Here is a 21942-nt window from a genome sequence, read left to right on the forward strand (position 1 = left end):
CATGTTCCCTTCTCGGTGATGTTTAACGTGTAATTAAGCTAACATGATTGAAAAATGGACTGTATATAGGTAAAAATGGACACTGTGTTTCAAAAATGAACCATAGGCAGAATTATGCTGAACAATGAGACTTATACCTTTAACTGGGATGACCTGAAGATCTTTCTCGCGGTGGTGCGCAGCGGAACACTGCGTGGGGGAGCCGAGAGCATCAAGGTTAACCACACGACACTGACCCGTCGCCTGTCAGTCATGGAGGAGCAGATTGGTAGTCGACTGTTTGACCGATCTAAGCAAGGCTTACAACTCACTCAAATAGGGGAAGAGCTGCTCCCATACGCTGAGCGTGTCGAAGAGGAGATGGTCGCAGCATCACGCATGATCATTGGCAAAGACAGTGAGCCTGTTGGCACCGTTTATGTCTCTATGCCTCATGGATTGGCGATGACCTCGATCATGGATGACCTCGCACTCTTTGCGGAGCGCTACCCAGATATCACACTTAATCTTAATTTCGGTAACGACATCGCTAATCTGAGCCGCCGTGAATCCGACGTCTCTATACGCATTGCCAATGAAGTCTACGACGATGCCGTGGGGCGCCGTTTAGTGCAAATGTCGCAAGCGGCCTATTGCACTAGAGAGTATGCACAGAAAGTAAAAGACAACGCTGGCGAAGGGCTACACTTTATTGGATGGCACGAACCGGAGGGTGATATCAGTGCCCAGTGGCTAAAAGAGAGTTTTTACCCGAAAGCAACGCTTAAGCACCGAGTCTCAGAACTGGTCCCGTTGATAAACTTAGCCGCTTCCGGGCTTGGAATGGCTTATCTTGCGTGCAATTTAGGAGACAGGCACCCAAACCTAGTGCGCGCTCCATTTCAAAAGCCGCTGCCCTATCGAAGTATCTGGCTTCTGCTGCACACCGACCTACGCCGGACTGCACGCATCCGCCGATTTGTCGACTTTCTTGGCGAGCAGATTCAATCACGTGAGAACGAGTTTTGGGTGACAGGAACCGTGGCAAAAGCTGATTAGGCAAATCATTCACGGCCTCTCCTCTTTAAAAGGAATCCAATGAAAACATGGAAACAACCACTGCCGGGCTACGAATGGCTTATTCATCAAGTCTGGTTTATTGAGGTAGATGAAGGAGAGATCATCGAGCCCAAACCTCACCTGATCCCCAACTCTCGTGCCCACCTGCTGTTTACCCCTCCACAGCAGCCATACAGTTATGACAATGGGCATTCTCAACTACAAGGTTTGGGAAGTCACCTTCTTACTGCAAGTGAAAACTTACTTCTTTTAGAAGACCAAGCTCCACTATTACGTATCGGCATTACCTTTCGTCCTGAGGGACTCAAACTCCTCAATTCCAATGCCGTAATCACGCCTAACCAATGTGAGTGGTTTGAGTGGCTGTCCTGCTTATTTGACGGGGATTTCCAACGGCATTTACTGGCGTTAACCGCTCGTAATGACATCCTTGATCATATCCACCAGCATCTCGATAAACTGGGGCTAACCCCACCAGTAGATCGCAACGACAAGATGATTCAAAAAGCGGTGTCGATCATCGACTCAATACTGGAGCACAATGATCATGTCGACATTGAAGCGTTAGCCGAGCAGTGCGCATGTTCAAGACGTACCCTGGAGAGAACATTCAAAGATATGGTTGGCTTAAGCATTAAGCAATATCAGAAGATGACTCGCCTTGAGCAGATGATTTTATCTCTTTACCAACAAGATCAAGAGGTTGATTGGAGCGACTTTGCCCAGCAATTTGGCTTTAGCGATCAATCGCATTTGATTCGAACCCTCAAGCAGCAGCTGAAACGCACGCCGTCGAAGTACCTGAAGAACCGAGATCTCACCATTGATATCTACGGTGACTTTGAAGACTGATTCAATGAGTTCAAGCGCCCAAAAAAACGAAAAGTTGTCGCAAATGTTCAATTTTATCTGCAGCCCACTCGCTAAGATACGCTTCAAATAACGAGGTAAACAAAAACGATGTCATATTCAAAATTAAAACGTGGTGAGTCGATTCCTTTTAACGATTCACTGACTATCGCTCTCATTCAACCCAACGACCTACAAGACATCATTACTATGCTCAATGATGAAGCCGTCAACCAATATCTGTTCTTTGCGCCAGCGGACGAGAGTATGTTCCAAGGGTTCTTTGGTCCGATAATCGAGAACACTCAACAAGCAATTGAGGCGGGTGAATGGCCAGCCAGCCCGACATTTGTGATCCGAGACCAACAAGGTCGCTACATGGGAATGACGGCCGTTACGCAGGTAATGTTTCTGCAAGGTAACTACGAAATCGGCTATCAACTTCCTGTGCACGCTTGGGGGCAAGGTATTGCAACTCAGTCTTGTAAGATGATGGTTGAGATCGGCTTCAACGAACTCAATGCTCACAAGATCAGTGCTGACTGCTACGCTGGCAATGCAGGCTCTTTTAAGACATTGGAGAAATGCGGCTTCACACAAGAAGGTCGCCAAGCTGATTACTATAAATTAGAGAACGGCTTTGACGATAAGCTTTACTACGGAATAACCGCTAAGCAGTTCGCAACGCTTTAGTCGCTCCAAACTCCCTTACGAGCCACTCATGTAGTGGCTTTTTTCATGCACTATTTTCGCTCCGCATCGACCGATTTGTATTGAGTTTGTTTGAGCAAATAAATACACTGAAGAGAGCATTACCCGGAGGTGAAATGAACAATAAAAACAAGCACATAATATTAATTCACGGCCTCTATATGCCTGCATTGATCATGCAGTATCTAGATAGAAACTTTAAAAAGCGCGGCTTTCAAACTCACAAGTTTGCCTATAACTCTCTGCGCTTTCCATCCGCTTCCAAGCGATTGAATCGATTTGTGACTGCCCGATTCAATGAAAATGACGAAGTCTACTTCTTTGGACACTCTCTTGGCGGCCTACTAATTCGTCACTACTTTAAGCACTACCAACCAAAATTTGCCGATACCTGCATCATTACTGCAGGCACACCGCACAACGGCGCTACCATAGCCAAAACGCTCTCGAATCATGGACTTGGATTTATCTTTGGCTCGACCAAACACATCCTCAACGACGGGCTGGGTGATTATGACATCGACGTGCCGATTGGAGTGATTACAGGCACTTATGATGCGGGCGTAGGGCGAATTGTACTCGGTAAGAATCATGGCGATGGCACGGTAACACTAGAAGATGCCAACCTAAAAGGGGCTACTGACACCTGCGCACTCAACCTCAATCACACCGCGTTGGTGTATTCGAAAGAAGTGGTACAGCGATCGTTGGAGTTTATTGAAAATAAGGCTTTTAGATCTGGAAAATAAGAGAGGGGGATTTGGTCTTTACGTGATTTTCTAGTTCGTATTTATACTTCAATAGGGTTATTCAAGCATATAGATTGACGCATCCTTGCGCCTGATAGTCCTTTTATCGATTAGTTTCCGAAACGGTAGTGTGCACCAACGCCTGCTGAGAAATCTGATGATGCGTGAGAAGTCGATGTCGCGTAGTTCATTGTGCCAGAAACTGACCATGAGTCATTCACTTGGTATGCACCGCCAAGTGCAATGGCTTCCGTAGAACCTGCGAAACCAACACCCACACCAACTGCATATTCACCTGCATTAGCTAGCACAGGACGAGCGTTAGTAATTGCGTGTGACGATGCCATTACCTGATCCATGCGGTCATCAAGCTCAAGCATTTTTTGACCTTGCTTATATAGATCTTGTTCTAGTGAATCCATGCGAGCCATATCTTCAGTGTAAGTGTCGCGAGCTTGCTCTATAACTTCACGAGCATTATCTTTGATGTCGTCGCGGCCTGGGCGCTCTTTTCCGTTATCCCAATCAATTTCGTCCTTATTTGGAATATCTAGTTCTGGACGGTCGCCGCCTGACTCTGGGCGAGTCTTTCCGTTTAGGTTGTCTTTGATTTCTTGCTTGCTAGTTTCGTGTATAGTTCCCTCACGATCGTGGTAAACAATGTCATCACCTAGCTTGCCCGCCGCGAATACATGATCGCCATTTGCATCACGTATATCTAACACGCGAGCTCCATTGTTTTCATTCACAGACGTATCGATTGTGCCAATTAGCTCATCGTGAACCTTAATCATGGTAGTTGATGATGTGCCATCATGGCGATCACGCTCTACCGACACTCCGTTGTCTTGTCCTAATGGCGGGCGAACTTCTTGCCCAACGGAACCATCAGGATCGTTTGAGACAATCCAATTACCAGTATTAACTTTAGTTACTTTATCGGTGTGGTTGTCGATATGTACATACTCACCATTCTCATCAAAAGTAATAGAGTGATTACCGTCTAAAGTTGTCCATCCATGACCTTCTTCATCTTTAACAAGGTTCCAGGTGTCCTCCCCATTAGTAACAACAGCTGTATCACCGATCACTGTCACGTGACCTTTACTGTCTGGAGTTTGCACTTCTGCCACTACGCCTGTTGATACTGCTGCAATTGCCACTGCTAAAATTGTCTTTTTCATTACGTTACTTTTCTTTACTCGCTTAATTTAAAGGTAGAGAGAAAACTCTCATTGATAATTTAATTAACTGTTAGAACAGGCGGATTATTTAAATAAATCCAGCGCTACTGTTCAGTGGCGTTAATGTAAACTCTCAGGATAAAGACAAGTAGCGGGCATAATTTATGCTCTACATAAACGGCATTTATGTAGAGCAAGGTAAATAAAAAATACAATTAAAAATCATAAACTTAAAATAGCAACAGCACGTACAACCCCACAAAAAAACTGACTTACATAAGTATTAAATAAAAAAACAGCACTTAAACAATAAATAGTTAAAATGGAATAGGAGATATTCTATCTATATAAATCCTCATCATTGAAAATAGATTAAAATAGTAAGATTCTGATAATTAAGCATTGAAATCTAATTGATATCCTATTCAATACAACTGGGTAGTCAAACCTCATCGCATCATTTGTAATATCGGCTATTCCCAAACTTCACCAATAACTAAGTATCGTGTATGTCATCCAATCACTGAGTGACAAACGCTATGTTTCACTACAATCAAACCAACGACGCTAAGGATAGCTTCGGTAAAAAGATAAAGAATGGCTTCTTCACCATCGCCAAGTTTATAGTCAAATCTTGCGTGATAATCGGTGCTCTCGTTGGAGCATCTGTCGGTCTATCCAAACTTGGAACCATTCATGGCAAGTCCTTGCCAGAGCACTACTTCATTGATGGTCACCCGACAATATTAAAATTGCTCGATTCAGAGGTCTTTATGGGCTTCGTGTTTTTTGTCACAGTCGCCATCCTCGTTTATGTCTTATATCTGCTGTGGGAATTACATGAAATAGCAGTCCATAAAGCTGCCAAGATGTCGAGTGCGCATACTCAAATCGTCTTTGCGCTCTCCTTATGTGGCCTGTTTATCGATAAAACATGGTGGGTGCTCGCCATCATCATTGCCTTTGCCCGCTGGGATATCCTCGCTGACGCGATTTCGAGTATCATCCGCAACGGCAATTCAGCAACTAAGACTGCTAAGGAGTAACCCATGAAAGAGATCATGCTTCCTTACATCTTAATCTGTTGGATTTTGGTTAAAACAGGAATTGTTCGCTGGACACTGAAAAACGCGACGATCATCGTCGGTATTGGTGTGTTACTCGCCTTTGCTCTATTTACCGCCCACAGGTTTTGGTCTCCTGCTGACCTCACAGACAGCACGACAGTCAAAGCGCCTCACGCAGTGTTAAGCCCCTTGATCGGTCAGGAGGTTGAGCAAGTATTTGTCGATCACAACCAGTTCGTAAATAAAGGCGATCTGATTTACACACTACGTTCGGTCGACACTGAATCGCAAATGAAAGGGCTAGAAGCTCAAAAACAAGCCGCACAAGCAGAAATATTGGCGCTCACACATCAGGTAAACAATGATGAGCGAACACTGCAACGCTTGACGCAATTAGGCGATTTTTCACAAGAATCTCAACGTGATGAAATTCGAACTCGTATCGACACAACTCAAGCACAGATTGCATCGGCAAACGCGCAAATACTGAATATTGAAGCGCAAATAGCGACCGCACAGTGGCAGAATGAACGCCGTGAAGTGCGTGCACCATTTGATGGTCAACTCTCTATTTCGAACATTGTTGACGGCACCCGTGTAGGCAACATGCATCTATACGATGTAAATAAGAAGTTTGTTGAAATGCGTATAGCTGATCAAACCTATAGCCGCATCAAGGTGGGGCAATTTGCGGAGTTTTACGTCAACGCCTACCCGGGTGAAATCTTCCGAGGTCGTGTCCATAGCCTGACGACCGGAACTGGTGAAGCAAGGGTTTCGGTAATGAACGGGTCACAACACGTAAGACAGCATGTCGGGAACAACATGAATGATCATGGCCGAACTGTCGTCATCGAGTTTGATGAGCCAGAAGGCTATAACATTCCTATCGGAGCGACTGGTTCTGGCTGGGTATCCGCGACCAAGCCTCACCCAATGCTCGGCTTCATGGACATTATTGGCGGAGCGACCGTTCGCCTCAAAGCCTACAAAGCCTATCTTTCGGCACTGTAATTATCCCGCTATTGGAATAGTGATGTTGAAACACAAAAAGAGAGGCTCACATGAGCCTCTTTTCAATTCAAGCACATTTAATCTTGATTCAGGATTGGGGTTAGCAAGTCACAAAGCCACGCTATCTTTGATGAATAACGACGCGATGACTTCATGATCAAAGCCACCTCTATGCTCAAGTCCGGCTGGGTATCATCCATCACTTTCGAATATTGCAACGTATAGAATTCATCCATTAACTGCGACATAAGCTGATAATTATCGACAAATACTTGAGGCTCTATCGTAGGATCAAGCTGATGAAAGTGATGTATTTGGTCGTTAACACCAGGAACGACAAATTTAACGTATTGCTTAGATTCAACGTTGCCAATAAATGCTCCAGAACCACGGTGAAGGCGTTTTTGATAGAAACTCTGCGGCTTATCACTTAGTACGTGTACGCCTAGATCGACCTCTCCTTGCAAGATCAAATTCTCACTAGTGTCTCCCCATGTACGAATATCAATGACGGCATTCGTCTGATTTCTAATGGCTTGAATTATCGCTTTTCCTCTAGTAACTAAATAAGGCTCTGCAATATGCAGCGAGACCGTTTCTAGTTGTCTCGGGTCAAACTTTTCGGGTTCTAATGCTTGGTTTAACTGCCCTAGTGCGGCACTGATTTTCGGCTCTATAGAAACCGCATAAGTCGTTGGGGTTAAACCTGTCGGGTTACGTAGGAATAGAGGGTCACCCAAGTCCTCTCTCAACTTCGCTAGAACCTTTGAAACGTACGACTGAGATCGACCAATCGCCATCGCAGTGCGGCTCGTGGATTGCGTTTTCATCAGCGAAACAAAAACATGCAGTGTATTTAAGTCATTCATAACAGGACCTCAATAATAAATCGTCGCAAAGTAAACGTAATATGCGATTAAGAGACCAAAACATAAGAACTCACACACTGCTGTTTACTCAGGCACAAAAAAAGCGAGCTCCCTTGAGCTCGCATCACAGAAAACGCCTTACTACCTAGTAGCTATAGATTGAAGGGAGTTCTTCATAATGATTACCTCCACGCTACTTCCCTATAGCGAGGAGTTATTTTTAAAATTGGTAGTTAAATTCGATACGGTGATCGCCATCTTCGAAATCAACCTCTTCATTCCAGTTCGCAAAGTAGCGAACATTGAGGCGTGGGTTGATTTGGTATGACGCTGCAAACTCATGAGTCATGATTGAATCGTCACCGTAGAACGCACCATTTTTGTAGGTGTCTGAGCCGCTGATTGTGCCCATGTACATCGGGTTATAGTTCAGCCAGATTTTGTCTGTGATCTCGACTTTCGCGTACATACCCGCTACATAAAATGTTCCATGCATGTCGTAACGATCATGCAGTTCATCGGCATCTGAACGAGCCTTGTCAGTTAGAGGCTCACCTGCCGCAATACCAGCTCCAGCTAACGGATATAAGTTCACAGGGCCAAACTTTGGTAGCGCTTGAATAAAGCTATACGATGCAGAACCTTGGTTGGTATCGAAGTTATAGTTCACGTCAACTTGAGCGCCTCGACCATTGGTTAGGTCGACAGTAAAATTGCGAAAACGTACCGAGTCTATTGAATCATCGACAGTGCCGAATTTAGCTTTATCGTTATCACGGAAGCCAATGGCATCGCCTGCGATCCCCTTAATCTCCAATACGTTCATACCCATTGTAGTGTCTGAGCCCGTATCGTAGGTTTGACCAAACTTTAAGTTCAGTCCTTTATCGCTGTAGCCTGCACCAGCCTGAGTGTAAACAGCCAGTGGGTCACTCATGTCTTGGACTGACTCTTCTGCTTTTGCGACAGAAGGAACACAAATTAGAGCTGTAACAATGCCTACCGCTAATGTGCGCGGCACAAATGTATCTAAATCAATTTTCATGGATGGAACCTTTGGTTGGATGCGCGAGCTCTAGGCTCGCGTAAATCAGATGTCAGTTTAAATGCTCATCCATGAGCATCTATTAGTTAGTCACAACGTTGAAGAATCGTCTTTAACTCCGCCATTCGAGGCCCGTAGTAGCGCTCAACAAAGTAGTACGGTTCGCCCTCGTTCACTGGCATCCAATAGCTGCCATCTTGCGGGTCATCAGTTGAGAAGGTGATGGTGATATTTCCGTTTTTATCTGGTTGGGTGTTGTACGCGTTATAAACTTGATGATCAGCACCTGGGATGGTGTTGTAGGTAATACCCGAGTAGCGAGTCAGTGACCAAAATAGATCGACTCCAGGTTCATATGGCATAGTGAAGACCTCGGTCTTCGAACCATTTAACGGTTTACCTTCGCAGTTGCTCGGAACACCTGTGTAGTAGGCATGTTCAGCGTCCATTGTTGCCGAATACACTGGCAACCCAAGGTGACCAACAATACCAATGACGCGAGTAACATGGTCATCTGCTCTTGGCTCATTAGAATCGATTGGGCCAAACAATCCCCAGTTATCTGCGCCTTCAGCGATTGACCTTTCTAGGTAAACGCCCGTCATGAAGTTCTGCATACGCTTGAATTCAGCGTCACTGTGTTTGCCAACTCGTGACTTCATCAGCTCAAGGTTTTCAGGGTATACACTGCTCGTATCTAGCGTAAATTTGATTGGATCAGAAAAGTCCAACCCGCCGCCAGTAGTGACCGCTTGAATAGCGACCTGATCTTGAATCGCATGGCTTTCTGAAATTGTATCGGCTTCAAAGACCTGCGTTCGCAGGAAGACATGCGGATGATTACCTCTAGACTCAACAACAATCACATCATCTTGGGCTTTATAGTCGCTGCCCTCGCGAACAAACATATAATTGGTTTGTTTAGGGTTATATTCATCATAAATCGTGTAGTGTTCTTGGTCTGTAATATGGACTGAGAAGTAACGGTCTTCCACCACGGGTACTTGCATGAATACAGGGCCATCAGAAAGGTCTAGCACCGCCTTGGAGTACAAATGATCAAGTGCGGGTGTCACAACGAAATCCGTGCCTGAACCGGGTAGTTCACGAGTATGCTTAATGATGTTTGTACCACCATTATCAATCACAGTATCTTTTAAATAGTTAGCATGATGCGTAACAATATATGCACGCATTTCCGCAGGTGTTGCCGTAATTTCTGTTCCATTTGGCAAGCTTGTTGTCACTGCGTCGCTCGCTATCGCCCCGCATGATGCCGCGACAATGGTTATCGCAAGAAGTGTTTTTTTCATGAGTTTTTCTCTCGTTTAATCGTAATCAAATACTGAAATTGCTATTGAATCGATGCGATAGCATCACTTAACAGGTACTGCCACTGGCAGCGTGTAAGATTCCATTTCATCAAGCTTTGGCTCGTAGACTCGAACCAAGAAGTTCCAACCTTCCGTCACTGGCAAATGGTTTTTCACACCTTTAACACCGTCACAATCACCAAAGTGCACAGTAAAGGTATTGTCTGAATTGAACTGAATGTTGTTCTTGTTCAGGATTGCCTTCTCGTTCATCATCCAGCCTTCTGAGCCATACATGGTGATTGAGAAGAATCCATTACGAGTATCATCGTTATAGAATGGAGGGACTTCATAAGTGGCGACGCTACATGCAGTCGAACCTCCATCGTGGGTATACCCAACGTATTGAGCAGCTGCATCCGGCAGTAAACCCCAGCCTGTTGCGGTTCCTAGGCGATGCATCAGTGGATTGATCTCTCCGCGAGCACCTTGCATGTCGTTCAAAGAGCCAATTCTTGAACTCACTTCATCAAACATTGCACGCCAAGCTAGCAGTTCGTCGCGGTCGTATTGAGGCTGCACATATGGCGTCTTTGAGTAACTTTCAACAACCAGTCCATCTTGGATTCGATGCACTTCTTTTATGTCGTCAGGGTTATTCGCATCAACCTCTGTTCGCACAACGATCATGCCGTGAGTCTGCTCTGGGTCGGCATCAATCTTATGTGTACCTGCGGTGCTAAACACTTGGTTGATATAGTGATCACCAAGAACCACCATGACAGAGATGTAACGATCACCAAGATCAGGGATCGTAATTTCGCCGCCTTTACTCAAATCAGTAACGAAACCACTGTAAAGCGTATCCTGATTCATTCTGACAACGGTTTGATTATCAAGCGGTGTGATAGCGCGGAAGTGAAAGAAGTTATTATCACCAGCAAGGCCAGCGATACGGCTCATTGCTTCATGTGTCTCCATCACTTCATAATTGTCGTAAGTAATTTCGATATTGCCGGCGTAGGCGCCACAGGAAAGTGCAGCAAGTGTTGCTGCTACCGCTGTTTTTTTCATGTTTTCATCCTCAAAAATAACCCCAGTTAGATGACAGTTTTTACGCTGTATCGTTGATGTGGTTAATGTATTTAGGAATGAATATCGGTAGTAGACAGGCGCAGTGATGCTCTACATAAATAGCGTTTATGTAGAGGACAATCTATTCAAAAGAGAAGATGGGAGAGGTAGGCGAGCGTTTATATATCACCGAGGAGCTTAAGGATCTGGGCTCTCACCTGTTTGTGATGATGATTATCTTGGTACTTTTTGTGGTACACCAAATCTATCTGAATGGGAGCAATTGAAAAAGGTACCGCGACCTTTTTTAAACCCAAAATTTCGATCAAAGGATCGTTACCATTCGTGGCACAGATAGCATCAGAGTCACGCACACATAGCAGCATCGAACTTGGGCTTGTCACCTGCTTGACGATTTTTCTTGGCAGATTCATCCCTGTGAGTTTTTCCATACCTGATACTTCATGTTGAGAGTAGGTAAGAGTCACGTGTTCGAGGTCATGAAACTCCTCTAAGGTTACCGAATCACCTATCCAAGGATGATCTTCTCGGCACACATACGCCAATTCAACATCTTGAAGATGCTCATAAACAAAAGACTGCTCTTTATCTTGCTTAAAGCGGGACTCAATCGCCATGTCGATCTTATCGTGACGTAAGTGGTCAAGAACAAGATACTCAGACAACGGGTTTTCAATCAACTTCACCCCTTCAATCACTGGCAGTTGAATCACGATGTGTTCGGGAGCGTAGACAGTGAACTCTCTGGGTTTATCCAGCGCTAACTCAAGCCTGTGTTCTATCTCTTTAAAGTGTTCAGCAAAGGCATGAGCATCAGATGTGGGTTCAAGCCTGCGACCATGACGAACAAACAACGCTTTGCCCAACTGTTGTTCTAAGCGTTTGATGCTCGCAGACATGGCTGGCTGGGTAACGTCGAGAACGTCAGCAGCCTGAGTAATACTGTTGAGTTCGTAAACACGTAAGAAAGGGATAATGAGATTTAAGTCCATACATTCCAGCCGTTAGTGGTTAAGTCGAGTCGCCGCCGCTTGGTAACTCTTTAAGTGTTCGGGAAGAAGTTACACCCTAAAACAAAAATACCACCCTTTAACAAAGAGTGGTATTGAATAACTCAAACAAACACAGTGAAAGCAGGACTACAGGCGATTCACTCTGGTAGGTAGGAACACCTCACCGAGCATACAACGAACCGAACCTCCGCCTATGTCTTCAATGGTTTTTACATTGAATGGCAGCAGTTTTCCGTGCGTCGATAGCTGAGCGCGCTGTGCTGGAGAAAACGCATCAAAAGCCGATTGCGACATTGCGATAACCTTATCGCCATTCACGGTTTCAAGCTGAAGGATGTTGCCACAGAAACGATTCATCTGATCAATCGAGATAGAGATAACTTGTTTATCTTTCGCAAGGGACTTCACCACAAAGCGACGCTCGAACTCAGGAATCACTTCATCACAGATCACACAGAAGTTGTCACCAATCGCCATCATCACGTTTGTATGATAGATCGGGTGGCCTGAAGGCAAAGCGGTTTGGAAAGAAACCACGCGCGAGTAACCAATGCGCTTGGCGTAATCTTCCAGTACTTCTCTATCACAGCGTTGAGAAAGGGCGGCATAGATGGTTTTGTTGATATGGTCGATCACCATAACGCCAGTGCTTTCGAGGTAAGCACCCTGCTGTAAATAAGATTCAAGTGTATCCACATGGTTCACGATGCGACCCGAGGCTTCAAGGGCTTCGATGAGAGCATTCGGCTTCACTTCATGTTGGCGGTTTTCACACGCCATTGGGAAGGTATACAAGCTGCCATCGCTAACGGTACTAAACCAGTTGTTTGGGAAAACCGCATCCGGTGTTTCAACGCCAAGTTCAGGATAATCAAACTCGACGACTTGCACGCCTTCTTTGCGAAGTGCCTTTACCATCGCTTTAAACTCAGCCATGGTTTGCGACTTCACTTCGTCTTGAGTCAGGTTAACGCGCTGCTGGAATTCATTGTCACGTGCCGTCTCTTCGTTAAAACGAAACTCTTTGGGTGGCACCATCACTACACAGTTTGCATTTTGTACATTCGTTGTCTGTAGTGATTTCTTGTGTAGGTTTAACATCTCAACTGTCCCTATCTTTGATTTACCCGACAATTGTAAACAGATTGTTACAAGAAGAATCACTGAATTATTGATAATTTCATTAGCGTTCCTCAATAATCCCTGCCAAATCGCGGTTAAACCCTAATTTTTACTGCACTATCTCTATCACTGCCCTCTGTTCATTTATCGCATTCTATTCAAACAGTAATATTACGCTAAGTGTCAGTTTTGGTTACAATTTAATCCAATTAGCGTTAGGATAGCGTTGTTGCATAACACGTTGATCCCGCGGCAGTCAGTCAACGTCTCATTTCACATCAACCCTAACTCATTCAAAAATAACTATGATTTCGCTTATGGCGTCGTCATAGACTTGCTTTACTCGTGATCTAAAATCACAACAATAATTACAACTTTGCACACAGATGCAGAGGTTGACTAAGGGAAATCTATGTTTAAGAAATTTGAAGGCTTTACCGAGGCCTTCCCAAAGGACGAACCAATACAGCCACCAAGCGGCATATTGGCTTTTTGTCGACATTACACACGCGGATTTGAAAAGCCGTTACTGATCCTTGGCTTAATGAGTATGACCATCGCAATCATCGAGGTGGCGCTGTTTGGCTATATGGGACAGTTGGTTGATTGGCTTACAACCAGCAATAAAGAGACCTTCCTTGCCGACAATCAAACAACATTGATCGGCTTAGGGATTCTGTTGTTGGTGATCATGCCTGTCATGATCGCGGCGTATTCTCTCTTGCTTCACCAAACCTTGCTGGGCAACTACCCAATGTCGATTCGTTGGCTTGCTCACCGTTACCTTTTGAAGCAGAGCTTATCCTTCTATCAAGATGACTTTGCAGGGCGTGTTGCCACCAAAGTAATGCAGACCTCGCTTGCTGTGCGTGAAACTGTGACCAAAATGGTCGATGTGTTCGTGTACGTCACGGTCTACTTTACGGCCATGCTGTTTATGTTGGCCGAGTCCGACTGGCGCTTAATGGCTCCGATGCTGATCTGGTTGTTCGCCTACATTGGCATTCAGCTGCACTTCGTACCTAAGTTGAAAAATGTCTCTTCTGAGCAAGCCGATGCGCGTTCGTTGATGACAGGTCGAATTGTTGATAGCTACACCAATATCGCGACGGTGAAGCTGTTCTCACACAGCAAGCGTGAAACAGAATATGCAGAAGAAGGCATGGAAGGCTTCCTAGACACGGTTTACCGTCAGATGCGCTTGGTGACGGGCTTTAACGTGTGGGTTGAGTTTGCTAACTACCTGCTGGTTTTCAGTATCGCGGGCATCTCTATCTACCTATGGTTAGATGATGCGATCACCGTTGGTGCGATCGCGATTGCGGTGAGTTTGGCTCTACGTATTAACGGCATGTCGAAATGGATCATGTGGGAAATCGGTGGCCTGTTTGAAAACTTGGGTACCGTGATTGATGGCATGAAAACACTGGCTAAGCCGATTGCGATTCAAGACAAACCAAACGCTGAGCCACTGCAAGTGCCTCAAGGCGGTATCCATTTTGATAATGTGAGCTTTAACTACGGTGAGAACAAAGGGGTGATCAATAACCTCAACCTCAACATCAAACCGGGTGAAAAAGTGGGCCTTGTCGGTCGCTCTGGTGCAGGTAAATCGACCTTAGTTAACTTGCTGCTGCGTTTCCATGACGTAGAAGAAGGTCGTATTATGATTGATGGGCAAGAGATCGCAGCGGTCACTCAAGACTCACTGCGCAGCAATATCGGCATGGTGACGCAAGACACCTCACTGCTGCACCGCTCTATCAAAGACAATATTCTCTACGGTCGCCCAGATGCGTCAGATGAAGAGTTGTACGCAGCCACTAAGCAGGCGCATGCTCATGAGTTTATCGAAACCCTAACCGACCCATTCGGCAATCTAGGTTACGATGCGCAAGTAGGTGAGCGCGGCGTGAAGCTGTCTGGTGGTCAACGCCAACGTATTGCGATTTCACGTGTGCTTCTGAAAAACGCGCCACTGCTGGTGTTGGATGAGGCTACGTCTGCTCTCGATTCAGAGGTAGAAGCCGCGATTCAAGAGAGTCTCAATGAGTTGATGGAAGGTAAGACAGTGATTGCCATTGCGCACCGCTTATCGACGATTGCTGCAATGGATCGTTTGATCGTTCTCGACCAAGGTAACATTGTGGAAGAAGGCACTCACCAAGAGCTGATTTCACAAAATGGTATCTATGCTCAATTGTGGAGTCATCAAACGGGTGGCTTTATCGGAGATGATCTGGAACAAGCGTCCAACGCTTAATTTGTGTGCAATTATAAATATGCGGGGCGATTCACATAAAATTGTTAGGTAGTCGTAAATTATACGTAGCAGAATGTTATGTCGTAATTATATAATATGACTAACAGACAAAGACGCTTCGCTTGCGCGTTCTGGAATAAGGCTAGACTTCGGGGGGAGGCTAGCCTTTTTTATTGGCTAGCTTTTTTATTAATTGGATTTTGTATTAACTAAAACTTGCGATTCATTTTCTCTAAGCACGCCGTCAAAATCAGTGTCTCTTCCGACGACATACCACTGGTGAGGTCATTGACCAAATCAAGGTGTAGCTGGTTATGTTGGGTATGAATCGCTTGCCCTGCTGACGTCAGCTCAACCACGATGGCACGCCTATCTGTCGGGTGTTCACAACGCTGAACCAACTCCGCCTTCACCAACTTCTCAATCTGAACCGTTAACGTTCCTGTCGTAATGCCCAGCTTTTCAGACAGCTCTTTCATACGCAGAGCACCATGAACACCCAGCACCTCAATGGTGTGTACCTGAGCTAACGAATAGCCGGTCTCTTTCACAACCGACTGCTCCCAAGAAGACATCTTGTCGTAGAATTCGGTAATAAGCTGACTTAGGTGTTCAAGGTTTTGCATGACAAATGACTAATTTAATTCAAGAGTAAGATGATTAATCTTATCAAACTTCGCTAAGCGTTGCCTAAAGTCATTCACCGTCAAATCACTATCAGACTGCAACGCAATCGCTGCTGAATAGTGGTGACCGCTGATCTTCCAAATATGCAGATCCACCACCTCAGCATCAGAGCCAAGCTCTTCAATAATCTGCTGGCGATAATTTGAGTCAATGCTTTCATCAAGCAGAATCGGACTGGTCTGTTTTAGCAGGTTCATTGTCCACTTTAAGATAACAACCGCACCGACCATACCCATGATCGCATCCAGCCAATTCCAGCCATAGAATTTACCAAACAGTAGTGCAACAATCGCCAACAAAGAGGTAAGGGCATCGGCCAACACATGCATGTATGCCGCACGCAGGTTGTGATCATGATGATGGTGATGGCTGTGATCATGGTCGTGGTCGTGATGGTCGTGATGATGATCACCGAGCAAAAACATACTCGCCACATTGACCGCTAAGCCAACACAAGCGACCGCTATCGCTTCATTGAATTGAATGCTTTGCGGGTTAAGTAAACGATGCACCGACTCCGTAAACATCAACAACGCCACAATACCTAATGCAATAGCACTGGTATAACCGCCCAATACGCTGACTTTACCCGTGCCAAATGAGAAGCGCTCACTGCTCTCATGCTTCTTCGCATATCGGTACGCAAACAGCGTGATACAAAACGCAGCGGCGTGCGTCCCCATATGCCAGCCATCAGCCAGTAACGCCATCGAGCCATAGATGGTACCAGCACTGATCTCCACCACCATAGTGACCACAGTTAGCAGCAGAACATAAAAAGTGCGCTTTTCACCCGATTGATTGCGAGTGGAGAAGTTGTGCCCATGCTTAACTTGTGAATTCATCGTGTTTCCATTTTAGTTTGACAATCAAAATACTTGCCTATCAATGTAGTTTGGCTATCAAACAAAGTCAACGATCGAAATAAGATCGTTCAATAACATTGGCGCTTTCTATTTGTTTCTTGCCCAATTTTTCTTAAAATGCGCGCAAGACTTAATCTAGAGAACAACTATGAACAAGAGTGTTATCACTAACGCGGTGGCTTTAGCTCTGCTGGCTGCGGGTTACTTTACGGCTAGCCAATATTTACTTTATGCGGGCCTATTCGCATTTTCTGGCGCGATTACCAACTGGCTTGCCATTCACATGCTGTTTGAAAAAGTGCCGGGATTGTATGGCTCAGGTGTGATTCCAGCTCGTTTCGAACAGTTTAAAGCGGCCATCAAGCAGTTGATGATGGAACAGTTCTTTACCGAAAGTAACATCGACCGCTTCTTGAACAGCGAAATGGCTGGCGGCCAGTCGCTGAACTTAGAGCCAGTGATCAAGAAGATTGACCTTAACCCTGCGTTCGATTCCTTGGTCGAAGTGATCGCCAACTCTCAATTTGGCGGGATGCTCGCAATGCTTGGTGGCACAGAAGCACTTCAACCGCTGAAAGAACCATTTGTAGAGAAAATGCAGACTTCTATCATTGAGATTGGCCAAAGTGACACTGTGAAAAATGCCCTCAAAGAGCAGTTTGAGTCTCCTGCAATGATGGACGAAATCAAAGAGAACATCGAAGCGATCATCGACCAGCGCTTGAGCGAGCTGACACCAAAATTGGTAAAAGAGATGGTGCAGAAAATGATCAAAGAGCACCTTGGCTGGCTTGTCGTATGGGGTGGTGTTTTCGGTGGCGTAATTGGCGTTATCTCAGCGGCTATCACTCTATAATCACCAGTCACTCTGTCTCTTTCACAGAACATGAAACGAAAAATGGAAGCCTATGAGCTTCCATTTTTGTATCTGTGGTTTTTGGTTTGTTCAAGCTAGCCCAAAGTCGACAGTAATTCAGGGTTCACTCCGAAGCCTTTCTTATGCTCCTCAATCACCACCTCACTGCGCGTCTGTATCACGCCCGGCAAGGTTCCAAGCTTGGTCGACATAAACGACTGATACGCCTTCATGTCTTTTACTCGCACTTTGATCATGGTGTCGAAATCCCCAGACAATGAATAGCACTCTTCTATCTCAGGCATCATCTCCACAGCCTGTGCAAACTTATCAAAAATAGAGAAGCTAGTCTGATCGAGGCGGATATGAATAAACACCTGTACATCAAGCCCAAGCTTCTCAGAGCACAACTCAGCGTGATAACCGGTGATGTAGCCCTCTTTCTCTAGGCGCTTTAAACGATCCGAACAAGGGGAAGTGGTAAGGTTGACCTGCTTTGCCAATTCCACGACCGGCAGTCGACCTTTCATATGTAAGATTCGCAGTATCTCTTTATCGATACGATCTAATTGGTGTTGAGGCATAACATCTCTATAAACAGGCTCAATATGTGAAGAGTATATTCTATGCTTAGCGAAAACTTGCAAAACAAAGTTCACAGATTTTAAAACAGGTCGACAACACTATATTTACATGAAAGATATAAAGAATAAATCACATACCGACAACTTATAAATCCTGTTTCAGACTGTTAATATTGTGTTATAAAAATGACCTTTTTAACAAATAAGTTGAGCTATAGAGAAAAGTATCTACTGAGGGCTGTGTGAATAATAGATGACACAGAGAGAAAGGATGACTCTATTTATGAAAACACAAGAAATCGCATACAAACCTTACGGCATTGGCTTATGGACTCGAGCAACCGTATCAAAAGACGTCGCACAAGCACTTGCAAATGAATACGCAAGTTATGGCTGGGAAGTAAAATTAGACGGCTTCCTCGTTGAACAAGAAAGCGTACAACAAGCCGCTTAAGCGATATCGAACCTCCTTATTGGAGGTTTTTTTATGCCTTTTCGCCATCAACTTGTCTTATTGTTGATAAGCGAATCACTCGCCGTTAGGCAAGGCCAACTTGTGGCGACACGCTCTCACTTTTCTTCTGTGGCAGTTCTTCTGCTCGGCTATTACAGGTGCGGCAAAAGTGTTGAACTTCCATATCATAGTACTGATTACCACTAAACAGCTTTGAGGTTAGCAATAACATACGGCCCGACAAAGTTTCTGGCGCAATCTCGCAACGCTTCATGATCGACTTGTGATGGGTGGTCTTCTTACATGTTTTGCAATATAGATCTGGCATACCTTTATCCTATCCGGCCTGTCCTCATTACTGATAATTGACACATCATGTCCAATTCAGTTCAAACATTCACCGTGTGATTTATAAAAATGAGGACTAAGTTCAAAAAAACACCATCTCGGTACACTGTTTTTTGAAGCAACGCGAGCTTAGTATTCATTTAATATCATGAAAACCTCAGTCACAAAGCGGCGACAATTTACAATGTAAACTTGCTCAGAAAGTCATCGTAAAGACAATTCTCGCCCTCCAATCTGTTAGTTTGAGATCTGTTCCAGATATTCACATATTGAGCTCTGTAGAAAAGAGACCACTCTCTCCCTGCCACCAGCGCCCAACACACTTGATCTCCTCTCAGCTCTCCGTCACTTATAGAGTTCGATAAAGCCGTTTGACAAATGTTTAGGCATAAAAAAAGAGCCACCGAAGTGACTCTTTGTTTCAATAGATTGGCGTGTGAAAGAATTAGTCTAGTTCAACTAATTGTTTTTCGAATTTCTCGTGTTGCTTCTTAACTGACTCTTCTGGCTCGCCAGTAATTAGGCTCACAACAACGATAGAGATCGTTGAGAAGATGATTCCCGGTACGATTTCGTACACGTCGAACCAACCACCTGTTAGCTGTTTCCACATTACGATAGTCACACCACCTACAACGATACCCGCTAGCGCGCCATTGCGGTTCATACGAGACCAGTACAAGCTTAGTACGATAGCTGGACCAAATGCAGCACCGAAGCCTGCCCATGCGTAAGATACAAGGCCAAGAACCGAACTGTCTGGTGTCATCGCTAGGAACAGTGCGATAAGTGAGATAATCACAACCGCAAAACGACCTACACGTACGATCTCTTCAGATGTCGCGTCTTTCTTCAGAACTTGCTTGTACAAGTCTTCTGCCATTGCAGATGAAGAAACAAGAAGCTGTGAATCCGCAGTACTCATGATTGCCGCTAGGATAGCAGCCAATAGGATACCTGCGATCACTGGGTGGAACATAGCATTAACAAGAAGCATAAAGATCTTCTCGCCATCGTCTAGCTTAGGTGCGCCAGAGTTAGTCACGTAGATTAGACCAACCAGACCCACTAACATTGCACCCGCCATAGACAGTGCAGTCCATACCACTGCGATACGACGCGCTGTGCCTAGGTCTTTATTAGTACGTGTTGCTTTGAAACGCGCAAGGATATGCGGTTGACCAAAGTAACCTAGACCCCATGCCGCTAGAGAGATAATTGCAATCGCAGATAGAGGCTCACCTTTCGCATCATTCCATAGCGTTAGCAGCTCAGGGTTGATGTTGTGTAGATCTGTCGATAGTTGACCAAGGCCACCGTTCATCGCAGCAATCGGCACGATAAGCAGCGCAGCAGACATCAGTAGACCTTGCACAAGGTCAGTCCAAGATACCGCAAGGAAACCACCAAATAGCGTGTACGATACAACACATACTGTGCCGATGATTACCGCTGTGGTGTAGTCTAAGCCGAATACTGTTTCAAACAACTTACCGCCCGCTACCAAGCCTGAGCTTGTGTAGAAAAGGAAGAAGAGAAGAATAAAGAAAGCAGAAATTGTTTGGATCAGCTTAGACGTATCATTGAAACGACGAGCTAGGAACTCAGGTAGCGTCAATGCATCTGTTGTAATGCTGTACGTACGCAGGCGTTTAGCACTGATTAACCAGTTTGCCCATGTACCCACTAGTAGGCCACCAGCCAACCAGAAAGCTTCGAAACCCGCAGCATACGCGTAGCCCGGAAGACCTAGCAGTAGCCAACCACTCATGTCCGAAGCACCCGCAGAAAGCGCAGCAGGCCATGGACCAAGTGCACGACCACCAAGGAAGTAGTCGGTCGAGTTAGATGTACGTTTGTAAGCAATAACCCCGATTGCCAGCATCATAATTAGATACGCAATGAACGTCGATGTTATTGCAAAACTGTTTTCTATCATTTGATAGTCCTCATTTAGAAAAATCCTTCCATGCCCAGCCAATAAAACTTAGCCAACATAATGTTGGCCAAGTTCTGTTAGATAGGGTTCCTGAAATCACGGCGCAACCGAAGCAGCCGCCCGTTATCAGTGGTGTTGAAGGTTAGTGGGCTTCACTCCCAAGCTCGAGCAAGGTCGCGTTACCACCCACGGCTGTTATATTTATGGTTCGCGTACGCTCAGTAATAAAGCGCAGCGATAGGTGTGGATCGTGAGCAACATGCATTGCTGTCAGATCCGTTTCAGACACTAAACCGACGATAGCACCGTCACGCTTAGCAAGTTGTAAATTGATCGCTTGTTCTGTTTGTGGATTGCCCACGTAAGCAACGCTACGCACGTCACAAGCCAGTAGCTGCTGAGACGCATCGAACGAGGTCGTTTGAACAAGGTTTGATGGCAGATTTGCTTGTTTCGCTGCATCTGCAATCAGAGTATTGAACTGAGTGTCATCACTACACACAATCACGCTGTTACCCGCAATTAAAGCAGCCGTCAGCATTGCTGTTGCCGTTTGCAATGTTGGTAATGAGTCTTGAGTCTCATCGACAATAACCAAAGCCACACCACGGCCAGCCGCGTATAGCTCATTGGTTTCACCCGTAGGCCCAACTAACATGTGATGCTCTTCCAACAGAGCAGAAGCCTGCTCTATATGGAAGCTCGCCACTGCCGCTAGCGGTGCTGACTGACTCTCGATTTCAGATTTTAATGCCAGAATTTGAGTACTTTTGTGCTCAAAGTCGGTTAAGTTCCACTGTTCCCACGCTTGGAATGCATCGGAAAAACCCGTCACTTGATGAACCATGATATCGC

General features: G+C 45.3%; 22 protein-coding genes. 9 read left to right on the forward strand and 13 right to left on the reverse strand.

The window, feature by feature from the left end; all coding sequences use genetic code 11:
- Positions 1-114: 114 nt before the first annotated feature.
- The 4 genes from KI655_RS06230 to KI655_RS06245 all read left to right on the forward strand — a co-directional run bounded on the left by KI655_RS06230 (position 115) and on the right by KI655_RS06245 (position 3368).
- Entirely contained in the window at positions 115-1038 is a 924-nt protein-coding gene (locus tag KI655_RS06230) for a LysR family transcriptional regulator (RefSeq protein ID WP_285402764.1), read from the forward strand.
- 39 nt (positions 1039-1077) lie between these two features.
- Complete coding sequence (locus KI655_RS06235; RefSeq protein ID WP_285402766.1) at positions 1078-1911, forward strand: AraC family transcriptional regulator; 834 nt, start codon at positions 1078-1080, stop codon at positions 1909-1911.
- Positions 1912-2019: 108 nt separating this feature from the next.
- Positions 2020-2601 carry a GNAT family N-acetyltransferase gene (locus KI655_RS06240; RefSeq protein ID WP_285402768.1) on the forward strand — a complete coding sequence of 194 codons (582 nt, stop codon included), beginning with the start codon at positions 2020-2022 and terminating at the stop codon, positions 2599-2601.
- Between the two features lie 134 nt (positions 2602-2735).
- Positions 2736-3368 (forward strand): triacylglycerol lipase, encoded by a 633-nt coding sequence (locus tag KI655_RS06245; RefSeq protein WP_285402770.1) that lies wholly within the window; start codon positions 2736-2738, stop codon positions 3366-3368.
- 110 nt (positions 3369-3478) lie between these two features.
- Here KI655_RS06245 and KI655_RS06250 read toward each other — a convergent pair whose 3' ends face one another.
- Entirely contained in the window at positions 3479-4552 is a 1074-nt protein-coding gene (locus tag KI655_RS06250) for a YadA C-terminal domain-containing protein (protein WP_285402772.1), read from the reverse strand.
- 539 nt (positions 4553-5091) lie between these two features.
- Between KI655_RS06250 and KI655_RS06255 the strand changes: the two genes are divergently transcribed.
- Both KI655_RS06255 and KI655_RS06260 read left to right on the forward strand, forming a co-directional pair.
- Positions 5092-5598 (forward strand): magnesium transporter, encoded by a 507-nt coding sequence (locus KI655_RS06255; protein ID WP_285402774.1) that lies wholly within the window; start codon positions 5092-5094, stop codon positions 5596-5598.
- A 3-nt stretch (positions 5599-5601) separates the two neighbouring features.
- Positions 5602-6633 carry an HlyD family secretion protein gene (locus KI655_RS06260; RefSeq protein ID WP_285402776.1) on the forward strand — a complete coding sequence of 344 codons (1032 nt, stop codon included), beginning with the start codon at positions 5602-5604 and terminating at the stop codon, positions 6631-6633.
- A 77-nt stretch (positions 6634-6710) separates the two neighbouring features.
- On the opposite strand, the gene KI655_RS06265 is transcribed toward KI655_RS06260, so the two are convergent.
- From KI655_RS06265 to KI655_RS06290, 6 genes are all read right to left on the reverse strand, one after another.
- Positions 6711-7502, reverse strand: coding sequence for a LysR family transcriptional regulator (locus tag KI655_RS06265; protein ID WP_285402778.1), 792 nt, complete (start codon positions 7500-7502; stop codon positions 6711-6713).
- 220 nt (positions 7503-7722) lie between these two features.
- Positions 7723-8547 carry a hypothetical protein gene (locus tag KI655_RS06270; protein WP_285402780.1) on the reverse strand — a complete coding sequence of 275 codons (825 nt, stop codon included), beginning with the start codon at positions 8545-8547 and terminating at the stop codon, positions 7723-7725.
- A gap of 86 nt (positions 8548-8633) precedes the next feature.
- Positions 8634-9860, reverse strand: coding sequence for a DUF1254 domain-containing protein (locus KI655_RS06275; protein ID WP_285402782.1), 1227 nt, complete (start codon positions 9858-9860; stop codon positions 8634-8636).
- Positions 9861-9923: 63 nt separating this feature from the next.
- Complete coding sequence (locus tag KI655_RS06280) at positions 9924-10934, reverse strand: DUF1254 domain-containing protein (protein ID WP_285402784.1); 1011 nt, start codon at positions 10932-10934, stop codon at positions 9924-9926.
- A 179-nt stretch (positions 10935-11113) separates the two neighbouring features.
- Positions 11114-11947 carry a LysR family transcriptional regulator gene (locus KI655_RS06285; protein ID WP_285402785.1) on the reverse strand — a complete coding sequence of 278 codons (834 nt, stop codon included), beginning with the start codon at positions 11945-11947 and terminating at the stop codon, positions 11114-11116.
- Positions 11948-12094: 147 nt separating this feature from the next.
- On the reverse strand, positions 12095-13069 hold the full coding sequence (locus KI655_RS06290; RefSeq protein WP_285402786.1) for an arginine deiminase-related protein: 975 nt from the start codon (positions 13067-13069) through the stop codon (positions 12095-12097).
- A gap of 433 nt (positions 13070-13502) precedes the next feature.
- Here KI655_RS06290 and KI655_RS06295 point away from each other — a divergent pair, with 433 nt between their 5' ends.
- Positions 13503-15353, forward strand: a complete 1851-nt coding sequence (locus KI655_RS06295) for an ABC transporter ATP-binding protein (RefSeq protein ID WP_285402788.1) — start codon at positions 13503-13505, stop codon at positions 15351-15353.
- Positions 15354-15562: 209 nt separating this feature from the next.
- Here KI655_RS06295 and KI655_RS06300 read toward each other — a convergent pair whose 3' ends face one another.
- Together KI655_RS06300 and dmeF are read right to left on the reverse strand one after the other, a co-directional pair.
- On the reverse strand, positions 15563-15979 hold the full coding sequence (locus KI655_RS06300; protein ID WP_285402789.1) for a MarR family winged helix-turn-helix transcriptional regulator: 417 nt from the start codon (positions 15977-15979) through the stop codon (positions 15563-15565).
- Between the two features lie 9 nt (positions 15980-15988).
- A complete protein-coding gene (gene dmeF, locus KI655_RS06305; protein WP_285402790.1) occupies positions 15989-16885 on the reverse strand; it encodes a CDF family Co(II)/Ni(II) efflux transporter DmeF in 897 nt (298 codons plus the stop codon).
- Positions 16886-17054: 169 nt separating this feature from the next.
- Between dmeF and KI655_RS06310 the strand changes: the two genes are divergently transcribed.
- Positions 17055-17762: a DUF445 domain-containing protein gene (locus tag KI655_RS06310; protein WP_285402791.1), complete on the forward strand. Its 708-nt coding sequence runs from the start codon at positions 17055-17057 to the stop codon at positions 17760-17762.
- A gap of 95 nt (positions 17763-17857) precedes the next feature.
- Here the strand turns inward: KI655_RS06310 and KI655_RS06315 are convergent, their stop codons facing one another.
- The gene (locus KI655_RS06315) at positions 17858-18346 is read right to left on the reverse strand and encodes an Lrp/AsnC family transcriptional regulator (RefSeq protein ID WP_032553765.1); all 489 of its coding nucleotides are present in this window, start codon (positions 18344-18346) and stop codon (positions 17858-17860) included.
- Between the two features lie 283 nt (positions 18347-18629).
- Here KI655_RS06315 and KI655_RS06320 point away from each other — a divergent pair, with 283 nt between their 5' ends.
- The gene (locus tag KI655_RS06320) at positions 18630-18800 is read left to right on the forward strand and encodes a hypothetical protein (protein ID WP_285353151.1); all 171 of its coding nucleotides are present in this window, start codon (positions 18630-18632) and stop codon (positions 18798-18800) included.
- An 85-nt stretch (positions 18801-18885) separates the two neighbouring features.
- On the opposite strand, the gene KI655_RS06325 is transcribed toward KI655_RS06320, so the two are convergent.
- The 3 genes from KI655_RS06325 to KI655_RS06335 all read right to left on the reverse strand — a co-directional run bounded on the left by KI655_RS06325 (position 18886) and on the right by KI655_RS06335 (position 21934).
- Positions 18886-19128: a hypothetical protein gene (locus KI655_RS06325; RefSeq protein ID WP_285402792.1), complete on the reverse strand. Its 243-nt coding sequence runs from the start codon at positions 19126-19128 to the stop codon at positions 18886-18888.
- Between the two features lie 465 nt (positions 19129-19593).
- The gene (gene putP / locus KI655_RS06330) at positions 19594-21087 is read right to left on the reverse strand and encodes a sodium/proline symporter PutP (protein WP_285402793.1); all 1494 of its coding nucleotides are present in this window, start codon (positions 21085-21087) and stop codon (positions 19594-19596) included.
- Positions 21088-21229: 142 nt separating this feature from the next.
- Complete coding sequence (locus tag KI655_RS06335) at positions 21230-21934, reverse strand: 1-pyrroline-5-carboxylate dehydrogenase (protein WP_285402794.1); 705 nt, start codon at positions 21932-21934, stop codon at positions 21230-21232.
- Positions 21935-21942 lie beyond the last annotated feature (8 nt).

The organism is Vibrio sp. D404a (genome assembly GCF_030248535.1).
Lineage (GTDB): Bacteria > Pseudomonadota > Gammaproteobacteria > Enterobacterales > Vibrionaceae > Vibrio.

Excerpts from the sequence above, each read along its gene's own strand:
- KI655_RS06235 (WP_285402766.1), top strand. The coding sequence starts at position 1,078 with ATGAAAACATGGAAACAACCACTGCCGGGCTACGAATGGCTTATTCAT.
- KI655_RS06310 (WP_285402791.1), top strand. The coding sequence starts at position 17,055 with ATGAACAAGAGTGTTATCACTAACGCGGTGGCTTTAGCTCTGCTGGCT.
- KI655_RS06325 (WP_285402792.1), bottom strand. The coding sequence starts at position 19,128 with ATGCCAGATCTATATTGCAAAACATGTAAGAAGACCACCCATCACAAG.
- KI655_RS06270 (WP_285402780.1), bottom strand. The coding sequence starts at position 8,547 with ATGAAAATTGATTTAGATACATTTGTGCCGCGCACATTAGCGGTAGGC.
- putP (WP_285402793.1), bottom strand. The coding sequence starts at position 21,087 with ATGATAGAAAACAGTTTTGCAATAACATCGACGTTCATTGCGTATCTA.
- KI655_RS06250 (WP_285402772.1), bottom strand. The coding sequence starts at position 4,552 with ATGAAAAAGACAATTTTAGCAGTGGCAATTGCAGCAGTATCAACAGGC.
- KI655_RS06240 (WP_285402768.1), top strand. The coding sequence starts at position 2,020 with ATGTCATATTCAAAATTAAAACGTGGTGAGTCGATTCCTTTTAACGAT.
- KI655_RS06255 (WP_285402774.1), top strand. The coding sequence starts at position 5,092 with ATGTTTCACTACAATCAAACCAACGACGCTAAGGATAGCTTCGGTAAA.
- KI655_RS06265 (WP_285402778.1), bottom strand. The coding sequence starts at position 7,502 with ATGAATGACTTAAATACACTGCATGTTTTTGTTTCGCTGATGAAAACG.
- KI655_RS06260 (WP_285402776.1), top strand. The coding sequence starts at position 5,602 with ATGAAAGAGATCATGCTTCCTTACATCTTAATCTGTTGGATTTTGGTT.
- KI655_RS06290 (WP_285402786.1), bottom strand. The coding sequence starts at position 13,069 with ATGTTAAACCTACACAAGAAATCACTACAGACAACGAATGTACAAAAT.
- dmeF (WP_285402790.1), bottom strand. The coding sequence starts at position 16,885 with ATGAATTCACAAGTTAAGCATGGGCACAACTTCTCCACTCGCAATCAA.
- KI655_RS06245 (WP_285402770.1), top strand. The coding sequence starts at position 2,736 with ATGAACAATAAAAACAAGCACATAATATTAATTCACGGCCTCTATATG.
- KI655_RS06230 (WP_285402764.1), top strand. The coding sequence starts at position 115 with ATGCTGAACAATGAGACTTATACCTTTAACTGGGATGACCTGAAGATC.
- KI655_RS06295 (WP_285402788.1), top strand. The coding sequence starts at position 13,503 with ATGTTTAAGAAATTTGAAGGCTTTACCGAGGCCTTCCCAAAGGACGAA.
- KI655_RS06335 (WP_285402794.1), bottom strand. The coding sequence starts at position 21,934 with ATGGTTCATCAAGTGACGGGTTTTTCCGATGCATTCCAAGCGTGGGAA.
- KI655_RS06315 (WP_032553765.1), bottom strand. The coding sequence starts at position 18,346 with ATGCCTCAACACCAATTAGATCGTATCGATAAAGAGATACTGCGAATC.
- KI655_RS06300 (WP_285402789.1), bottom strand. The coding sequence starts at position 15,979 with ATGCAAAACCTTGAACACCTAAGTCAGCTTATTACCGAATTCTACGAC.
- KI655_RS06275 (WP_285402782.1), bottom strand. The coding sequence starts at position 9,860 with ATGAAAAAAACACTTCTTGCGATAACCATTGTCGCGGCATCATGCGGG.
- KI655_RS06285 (WP_285402785.1), bottom strand. The coding sequence starts at position 11,947 with ATGGACTTAAATCTCATTATCCCTTTCTTACGTGTTTACGAACTCAAC.
- KI655_RS06320 (WP_285353151.1), top strand. The coding sequence starts at position 18,630 with ATGAAAACACAAGAAATCGCATACAAACCTTACGGCATTGGCTTATGG.
- KI655_RS06280 (WP_285402784.1), bottom strand. The coding sequence starts at position 10,934 with ATGAAAAAAACAGCGGTAGCAGCAACACTTGCTGCACTTTCCTGTGGC.